Source organism: Mycobacterium sp., assembly GCF_049683935.1.
GTDB lineage: Bacteria > Actinomycetota > Actinomycetes > Mycobacteriales > Mycobacteriaceae > Mycobacterium.
This window is the reverse complement of the sequence record NZ_JBAUJR010000275.1, coordinates 1-9,115: the sequence shown is the minus strand read 5'-3', so window position 1 is coordinate 9,115 and position 9,115 is coordinate 1. Positions and strand designations below refer to the sequence as shown.

The window sequence follows — 9,115 nt, the reverse complement described above, 5'->3', positions numbered from 1 at the left end:
CTGGCGCTGCTGCAGGCACCGGAGAACCTCGCGAGCCCAGCCTGGGTGGACAGCACCACGGCGATCCTGCTGCACGGCGTGGTGACCTGACCCCTCGGGCGGGCCCCTACTGCGGTCGGATCTGCTCCTTGTTCCGCTCGGACACGGCGCGGAACTGGACGTCGAGGGTGTCGAAATCGCGGTGCTGGGCGAACGCGATCTTCTCCTCTGCTGCCAGCGCCGGACCGGTCACCGCCGAGGCCCCTGTCGTGTAGATCTCCTTGAGGCCGCGCATCGTCGGTCGCGGCACGTCGGCGATCTGGGCGGCGAGTTCGACGGCGCGCTCGAGCAGTCGCTCGTGGGCCACCACCTCGGTGACCAGCCCGATCCGTTCGGCGCGTGCGGCATCAACGACCTCTCCGGTCATCGACAGCCGCCGTGCCATCGCCGCGCCGACGAGCTGGGGGAGTCGAGCCGTCATGCCGCCGCCGGGCAGGATTCCCACCCGCGCATGGGTGTCGGCGAAGACCGCGCGCTCCGAGGCGATCAGGAAGTCGCAGCCCAGCGCCATCTCCAGGCCACCGGTGAACGTGGCGCCGTTGATGGCGCCGACGACGGGGGTGCGCATGTTGGCGACGGCCGCGATGCAGCTCTGGGATCGGAACTCCTCGAAGTACGACAGGCCGTCGCGGGCCGCCTCCTTGAGGTCCACACCGGCGCAGAACGCCGGATCGCTGCCGGTCAGCACGACCGCACACACCGACTCGTCGGCATCGGCGGCGGTCAACGCCGCATAGGCGGCACGAATCAGGTCCCGGCTCAGCGCGTTCCGCGCCGCCGGTCGGTTCAGCGTCAGGATTCGCACGGCGCCCCGGTCGACGGTCAGCACCAGTTGCTCGGTCATCGTGGCACCGTTCGTATCAGAGGAACCGGTCCGCGGAGTTGACCAGGTCGAGCAGCGGCTGCGGGAGTGCGCCGAGCATGAACGTGACGGCCGCGGTGACGGTGACGACGGCCGTCGTCAGCACGCTGGGCACGACCACCACAGGGCCGTCGTCGGGACGATCGGTGAAGAACATCAGCACGATCACCCGGACGTAGAAGTACGCCGCGATCGCGCTGGCGAACACTCCGACCACGACGAGCGGGATGGCGCCGCCCTCGCCTGCAGCTTTGAAGACCGCGAACTTGCTGACGAAACCACTGGTGAGGGGGATACCGGCAAACGCCAGAAGGAACAGCGAAAAGACGATGCCGACAACGGGATAACGTTTGCCCAGGCCTGCCCACCGCGTCATCGCGGTGTCCTCCTCGCCTGCACCGTCGCGGACCAGGCTCACCACGGCGAACGCACCGACGGTGGAGAAACCGTAGGCGAACAGATAGAACAGCGTCGAGGACAGTCCGGCCTCGTTGCCGGCGATGACACCGGTCAGGATGAAGCCGGTGTGGGCCACCGCCGAGTATCCGAGCATCCGCTTCATGTCGGTCTGGGTGACCGCGGTGACCGTGCCGATCACCATCGTCAAGATCGCGATCGCCCACAGCACCGGGCGCCAGTCGTCGCGCAGTTCGGGCAGCGCCACGTAGAACAGTCGCAGCATCGCGCCGAACGCGGCGATCTTGGTCGCCGCGGCCATGAACGCCGTGATCGGTGTCGGGGCGCCCTGGTATACGTCGGGAATCCACGAATGGAACGGCACGGCGCCGACTTTGAACAGCACCCCGACCAGGAGCAGTCCCGTGCCGATCAAGGCCAGGGAGGGCTTGCCGGTGCCCGCCGCGAGCGCATCGGCGATGCCGTCGAGTTTCAGGGTGCCCGCGTAGCCGTACAACATCGCGGCGCCGTACAGGAAGAACGCCGACGAGAACGCCCCCAGCAGAAAGTACTTCAGCGCCGATTCCTGTGAGAGCAGGCGTCGGCGCCGTGCGAGTCCACACAGCAGATACAGCGGAAGCGACAGCACCTCGAGCGCGACGAACATCGTCAGCAGGTCGTTGGCCGCCGGGAACAGCAACATGCCGCCTACCGCGAACAACGTCAGTGGAAACACTTCGGTCTGGACGACACCCGACTTGGTGGCCAGGCGCTCGTCGACACTTCCGACGACCGCGGAGGCCTGCGGGGTGAAGGCGTCCAGGCCGGCGGAGTCCTCCGGGTCCTGCCCGGGCAGACCGATCCGGCGCTCGCCGATGAGCAGGACACCCAGCACCCCGACAAGGAGAATGGTGCCCTGAAGGAACAGCGCGGGCATGTCGACGGCCACGGCGCCCATCACGGCGGTGAAGCCGTTGCCGCCGTCCAGGTCTCGCGCGAGCATGACGACGGCGACGAAGGCCGCGATCAGCGCTACGAGGCTCAGTGCCACCTGGGCGACGTAGCGCTGCCGGCGGGGGGCGAATGCCTCGACGAGGACGCCGAGAACGGCCGCGCCCAGCACGATGAGCATGGGGGACAGCAGGACGTACTCGATGCTCGGCGTGGGAACAGTCATCGTGTCGGGCCTTCCGCCATCCGGGGTGCCGGGTCAGGCTGATCGATCGTCGTCAACGTGTAGGTCACCGCGGGGTTGATGACGTCGAGTGCGGGCTTGGGATACACCCCGAGCACCAGCAGAAGCGCGATCAGGGGAGCCACCACGACGAGCTCCCGCGGCACCAGGTCGGACAGCACACCCTTGCCGTCCAAGTCGGCGGGCAGTGGGCCGGTCATCATCCGCTGATACATCCACAGGATGTAGATCGCGGACAGCACCAGCGCGCTGGCCGCGACCACCGCGAAGACCGGGTACCGGGTGAAAGTGCCTATCAGGACCAGGAACTCGCTGATGAACGGTGCCAGACCGGGCAGCGACAACGTCGCCAGACCGGATACCAGGAAGGTTCCGGCGAGCACCGGCGCCACCTTCTGCACTCCGCCGTAGTCGCTGATCAGACGAGATCCCCGACGGGACACCAGGAACCCGGCGATCAGGAACAGTGCGGCCGTCGAGATGCCGTGGTTGACCATGTACAGCGTCGACCCGGATTGCCCTTGGCTGGTCATGACGAAGATACCGAGGATGATGAAGCCGAAGTGTGAGATCGAGGTGTAGGCGATCAGGCGCATGACATCGTTCTGGCCGATGGCGACGATGGCGCCGTAGACGATCCCGATCACGGCGAGCGTGATGATCAGCGGGCTGAAGTACTTGGCGGAGTCAGGAAAGAGTTGCAGGCAGTACCTGATCATTCCGAAGGTACCGACCTTGTCCATGATCGCCATCATCAGCACGGCGCTGGCCGGGGTGGCCTCGACCGCCGAGTCGGGCAGCCACCGGTGCAGCGGCCACAATGGCGCCTTCACGGCGAACGCGAACATGAATCCGCCGAAGAGCAGGTGCATCACCATCGGGTTCAGCACGAACTCGCCGCCGGCCACCGCGGCGACGATGGCGCGGAAGTCGAACGTTCCGGCCGCGAAGGCATCGCTCTGGGCGGTCACCACGTACAGACCGACCACCGCGGCGAGCATGATCAAACCGCCGAAGAGGTTGTACAGCAGGAACTTCACGGCCGCGGCGCTGCGGTTCTGCCCGCCGAACCCGCCGATGAGGAAGTACATCGGGATCAGCATCGCCTCGAAGAACACGTAGAACAGCAGGATGTCCAGCGAGACCAGCGAGATCAGCACCATGCCCTCGACGGCCAGCGTCAGCGCGAAGTAGATGTTGACCGAGCGCCCACCCCAGCTGAGCCGATCGCGGGCGTCGTTCCAGCCGGCGATGATCAGCAGGGGCACCAACACCGCGGTGAGCACCACCAGGGCCAGCGCGATGCCATCGATGCCGAGGATGTAGCCGGTCCCGAAAGACGGTATCCACGTGTGGGACTCGACGAACTGGAACTGTTCGCCGGCGGGGTCGAACCCGACGGTCACCACGGCCGTGACGGCCAGCACCACAAGCGAGACCGCCAGTGCCACCCACTTCGCCAGCGCGCGTTGCGCGGCGGGTAACAGCAACACCAGCGCAGCGCCGACCATGGGCACCGCCCACAGAACCGTCAGCCACGGGATCGAGGTCACCACAGGTTCACCGCCAGGATGGCCGCGACGACGAGGACTGTGCCGGCGAGCATCGAGAGTGCGTAGGAGCGTGCGAACCCGGTCTGCAGCTGTCGCAGGCCGGCGGAGATGCGCCCGACACCGGCGGCAAGTCCGCTTCCTGCGCCGTCCACCGCCTCGTCGTCGATCTCCACCAAGCCCACCGTGACAGCCCCGCCGGGACGCATCAGCACCCTCTCGTTGAACATGTCGCCGTACAGGTCTCGGCGGGCCGCGACGGTCAGCGCCGACCCGGCCGGCACCTCTTCGGAAACCGGGCGCGTTCCGTACATGCGGTACGCGATGCCGACACCGATCGCCACGACGGACAGCACGATCACCGTCACCACCCACACCGGCAGCACGTGGTGAATCTCCTCGGCGCCGACGACCGGTGCCAGCCAGTGCTCGAGCGTGCCCCCGATCGCCAGCGCCCCGCCGGCGGTGACCGAGCCGATTGCCAGCAGGATCATCGGCCAGGTCATCACCGCGGGTGACTCATGGGGATGAACCGTTTGTGCCCAGCGTTTCTCGCCGAAGAACGTCATCAGCATCACCCGGGTCATGTAGAACGCGGTGATCCCGGCGCCCAGAATCGTTGCGCCACCGAGAATGATGCCCTTGACGCCGCCTGCGCCCAGCGCGGCTTCGATGATCCCGTCCTTGGAGAAGAACCCCGCCAGCGGTGGGATACCGATGATCGCGAGGTAGCCGAGCCCGAATGTCACGAAGGTGATCGGAAGTGCTTTGCGCAGCCCGCCGTAGCGGCGCATGTTGACCTCGTCGTCCATCGCGTGCATGACCGAACCCGCGCCCAGGAAGAGCCCGGCCTTGAAGAACCCGTGGGTGATCAGATGCATGATCGCGAAGGCGTACCCGGCGGGCCCCAGGCCGGCGGCCAGCACCATGTAGCCGATCTGGCTCATCGTGGATGCGGCGAGCGCCTTCTTGATGTCGTCCTTCGCGCAGCCGATGACAGCGCCGAACAGCAGGGTGACCGCGCCGACGACCACGACGGCGGTCTGTGCGTGCGGTGCGAGGTCGAACACGGGGCCCGAGCGCACGATCAGATACACCCCGGCGGTGACCATGGTGGCAGCGTGGATCAGTGCCGAGACCGGCGTCGGGCCCTCCATCGCGTCTCCGAGCCAGGACTGCAACGGGACCTGGGCGGACTTGCCGCACGCGGCCAGCAGCAGCATCAACCCGATCGCGGTCAGCGTGCCGTCGGTGAGCGCCGGTGCGGCGTCGAAAACCGCGGCGAACGAGACGGATCCGACGGCGGCGAACATCACCATCAGCGCCACCGCCAGACCGATGTCGCCGACCCGGTTGACGACGAAGGCCTTCTTGGCCGCCGTCGCAGCCGACGGCTTGTGCGACCAGAAGCCGATCAGCAGGTACGACGCCAGTCCGACGCCCTCCCAGCCCATGTACAGGCCGAGGTAGTTGTCAGCGAGCACGAGCAGCAGCATCGCGGCGAGGAACAGGTTCAGGTAGGCGAAAAACCTTCGCCTCTCGGCGTCTTCGGCCATGTAGCCGATCGAGTAGATGTGGATGAGCGATCCGACACCGGTGATGAGCAGGATGAAGCACATCGACAGCTGGTCGAGTTGCAAGCCGAAGTCGACTCGCAGTTCGCCTGCCGGAACCCAGGAGAACAGCGATTCGTGGGTCGTCCTGCTGTCGGCTTCACGGCCGAGCATGTCCACAAAAAGCACTGCGGCACAACCGAAGGACGCGACCGCGGCGACCGTGCCCAGCAGATGCCCCCACCGATCGGAACGCCGGCCCGCCAACAGCAGGATCACCGCGCCCGCCAACGGGAGCGCGATCACCAGCCACACCGGAAGTGTCATCGGCCCATCAGTTCTTCAGCAGACTGGCGTCGTCGACGTTCGCCGAACGTCGACTTCGGAAGATGGTCATGATGATTGCCAGACCGATCACCACTTCGCACGCGGCGACCACCATGGTGAAGAAGGCCACCACCTGCCCGTCGAGGTGCCCGTGCATGCGGGAGAACGTGACAAATGCCAGGTTCGTGGCGTTCAGCATCAGCTCGACACACATGAACATGACAAGGGCGTTGCGCCGCAGCAGCACCCCGGACGCGCCGATGGTGAACAGCAGAGCGGACAGGTACAGGTAGTTGTCGGGATTCATCGGCGCTCCCCGTCGGCTTCCCGGTCATCGTCGTCAGGCAGATCACGCAATTGCAGGATCGCGCTGACCGACAGTTCCGACGCCGAGCCGTCGGGGAGTCGGGCGGGTACGTCGACGGCGTTGTGTCTGGCGTACACACCGGGGTTCGGCAGTGTGGTCGGATGCCCACCCGGGGCGAACCGCTCGGCGGCGAGTTCGCGCTGGCTCTTGCGGCGCTCGAGGCGCTCCCGATGTGCGAGCAGCATCGCTCCCAGCGTGGCCGTGATCAGCAATGCCCCGGTCAGCTCGAAAGCCCACAGATATTGCGTGAAGATCAGCGCGGCCAGGCCTTCGACGTTGCCGTTCCCGTTCGCCTCGGTCAGCCCGGTGAACCCGCTGACCGAGACGTTGCCGATGCCGGCGATCAGCAGGATGCCGAACCCGACGCCGGCGCTGATCGCCGCGAGGCGTTGTCCGCGAAGGGTTTCCCCCAGCGACTCCGAGGAGTCGACACCGATCAGCATCAGGACGAACAGGAACAGCATCATCACCGCGCCGGTGTAGACCACCACCTGCGCCACCCCGAGAAAAGGAGCGTCCTGGGCGATGTAGAGGACCGCGAGCGCGATCATGGTCAGCGCGAGCGAGATCGCCGAATAGACCGCCTTCGGGGCGGCGACCACACCGATTGCACCGACGACCGACACCACCGCCAGGATCCAGAACAGGACGGCCTCGTTGGTGCTGGTGAGCCCGGTGTCGGACAGCGCGGTGTTGGATACTGCGGTGACGAACTCGACGCTCACTGCACCTCCTTGATGGGGGTGATGTTGCCGAGGTAGTAGTCGTCGTCGGTGCTTCCCGGGGCCATCGGGTGTGGCGGTTGCTCCATTCCCGGTTGCAGCGGAGCCAGCAGTTTGTCCTTACCCAGGATCAGGTCGGCACGGTTGTCGTCGGCCATCTCGTAGTCGGTGGTCATCGTCAGCGCGCGCGTCGGGCATGCCTCGATGCACAGCCCGCATCCGATGCACCGCAGGTAGTTGATCTGGTACACGCGGCCGTAGCGTTCGCCGGGCGCATACCGTTCTTCCTCGGTGTTGTCGGCGCCTTCGACGAAGATCGCGTCGGCGGGGCAGGCCCACGCGCACAACTCGCAGCCGATGCACTTCTCCAACCCGTCCGGATACCGGTTGAGTTGATGGCGGCCGTGGTAGCGCGGTGCCACCGGGCCGGGCTTCTCCGGGTACTCCTCGGTGACCGGCTTCTTGAACATGGACCCGAATGTGACGCCGAAACCGGCGATGGCATCGAGGAATTTAGGCATCGGCTGGCTCCTTGACGGGCATGGGCGGCACCGGGAACGCGCCCGGTTCTGCTGCTTGAACGGGTGGTTCGGGGGTCCTGCGTACTTTTCGGGCGTGCAGCGTCCGCCACCCGACCAAGAGCACCGCGAGCACCGCGACGATCCCGGCGGCGATCAGGCCGGTGGCCCAGCCCTGATAGCCGTAGTCGCGCAGCACGCGGGTGGCGGCGACGATCATGATCCAGCCCAGCGACACCGGGATCAGGATCTTCCAGCCCAGCCGCATGAACTGGTCGTAGCGCATTCGGGGCAGTGTGGCCCGCAGCCACATGAACAGGAACAGGAACACCCAGACCTTCGCGGTGAACCACAGCAGCGGCCACCACCCGGTGTTGGCCCCTTCCCAGATGCTGATCGGCCACGGAGCGTGCCAACCGCCCAGGAACAACGTCGCGGCCAACGCCGACACCGTGGTCATGTTGACGTACTCGGCGAGCATGAACATCGCGAACTTCAACGACGAGTACTCGGTGTGGAAACCGCCGACCAGTTCGCCCTCGGCCTCGGGCAGATCAAAAGGCGCACGGTTGGTTTCACCGACCATGGAGGTGACGTACACCAGGAACGACGGCAGTAGCAGGAACACGAACCAGGTGTCGTTCTGGGCGGCGACGATCCCCGAGGTCGACATCGTCCCGGCATAGATGAACACCGCGACGAACGACAGCGCCATCGCGATCTCGTAGGAGACCACCTGCGCCGACGACCGCAGACCGCCCAGCAGCGGGTAGACCGACCCGGATGCCCAGCCGGCCAGCACGATCCCGTACACCCCGATCGAGGTGACCGCGAGGATGTAGAGCACCGCCACGGGCAGGTCGGTCAGTTGCAGCGCCGTCCGATGACCGAACACCGAGACCTCGCCGCCCAACGGGATGACGGCGAACGCCATGAAGGCCGGTATCACCGCGATGACCGGTGCGGCGAGGTAGATCCACTTGTCCACCCCGGCCGGGATCAGCCCCTCCTTGAGCGCGAGCTTGACACCGTCGGCCAGCGACTGCAGCAGCCCGCGCGGACCCACCCGGTTGGGGCCGAGACGCAACTGCATGCGGCCCAGGATCTTTCGCTCGAGAAGGATCGCCGTCAGCACCGTCAACAACAGGAACACGAAGATGCCGAGGGCCTTGGCCAGCATCAGCCACCACGGATCGTGACCGAACAGCGTCGGATCGGGATGGATCACGCGTCACCCCGTTCGATCGTCACCACAGCGCCGGCCGTCACACCCAGTGCCCGGTGCACCGCGCTGCCGGGCGAGTTCATCGGCAGCCACACCACGCGCTCGTCCATATCGGTCATCTCCGCCGGAAGGGTGATCGTGCCGCGCTCGGTCCTGACGGTGATCAGCTCACCGGGTGCGACGCCGATCTCGGCGGCCGTGGCGGGCGACACTCGCGCGACCGGCCGGTGTGCGGTCCCTGCGAGATGCGGTTCGCCGTCCTGCAACCGTCCGGCGTCGAGCAGCATGCGCCAACCCGCCAGGACGGCCTGGCCGCTCGCCGGTCGCGACGGTGAGGGTTCGACCCGCGGCGATTCGGGAC

9 protein-coding genes are annotated in these 9,115 nt (G+C 66.5%); all 9 read right to left on the bottom strand.

From position 1 onward, the window contains the following. Window positions 1-106: 106 nt before the first annotated feature. Complete coding sequence (locus WA965_RS16105; RefSeq protein ID WP_526300673.1) at window positions 107-883, bottom strand: enoyl-CoA hydratase; 777 nt, start codon at window positions 881-883, stop codon at window positions 107-109. 16 nt (window positions 884-899) lie between these two features. Continuing rightward, complete coding sequence (gene nuoN / locus WA965_RS16100; protein ID WP_526300675.1) at window positions 900-2,474, bottom strand: NADH-quinone oxidoreductase subunit NuoN; 1,575 nt, start codon at window positions 2,472-2,474, stop codon at window positions 900-902. Further along, window positions 2,471-4,045 (bottom strand): NADH-quinone oxidoreductase subunit M, encoded by a 1,575-nt coding sequence (locus tag WA965_RS16095; RefSeq protein ID WP_526300677.1) that lies wholly within the window; start codon window positions 4,043-4,045, stop codon window positions 2,471-2,473. Before WA965_RS16095 ends, nuoN begins: the two co-directional genes overlap by 4 nt. After that, a complete protein-coding gene (nuoL, locus tag WA965_RS16090) occupies window positions 4,042-5,922 on the bottom strand; it encodes an NADH-quinone oxidoreductase subunit L (RefSeq protein ID WP_526300679.1) in 1,881 nt (626 codons plus the stop codon). The genes WA965_RS16095 and nuoL overlap by 4 nt, the downstream gene beginning before the upstream one ends. Window positions 5,923-5,929: 7 nt before the next feature. Beyond that, entirely contained in the window at window positions 5,930-6,229 is a 300-nt protein-coding gene (gene nuoK, locus WA965_RS16085) for an NADH-quinone oxidoreductase subunit NuoK (protein WP_526300681.1), read from the bottom strand. Beyond that, on the bottom strand, window positions 6,226-6,975 hold the full coding sequence (locus tag WA965_RS16080; RefSeq protein WP_526300687.1) for an NADH-quinone oxidoreductase subunit J: 750 nt from the start codon (window positions 6,973-6,975) through the stop codon (window positions 6,226-6,228). Before WA965_RS16080 ends, nuoK begins: the two co-directional genes overlap by 4 nt. A 35-nt stretch (window positions 6,976-7,010) precedes the next feature. Next, window positions 7,011-7,532, bottom strand: coding sequence for an NADH-quinone oxidoreductase subunit NuoI (nuoI, locus tag WA965_RS16075; RefSeq protein ID WP_178360732.1), 522 nt, complete (start codon window positions 7,530-7,532; stop codon window positions 7,011-7,013). After that, window positions 7,525-8,757, bottom strand: coding sequence for an NADH-quinone oxidoreductase subunit NuoH (gene nuoH, locus WA965_RS16070; protein ID WP_526300683.1), 1,233 nt, complete (start codon window positions 8,755-8,757; stop codon window positions 7,525-7,527). Before nuoH ends, nuoI begins: the two co-directional genes overlap by 8 nt. Further along, on the bottom strand, window positions 8,754-9,115 hold a 362-nt coding region (locus tag WA965_RS16065; protein WP_526447793.1), incomplete at its 5' end, for a molybdopterin dinucleotide binding domain-containing protein. The genes nuoH and WA965_RS16065, both read right to left, overlap by 4 nt.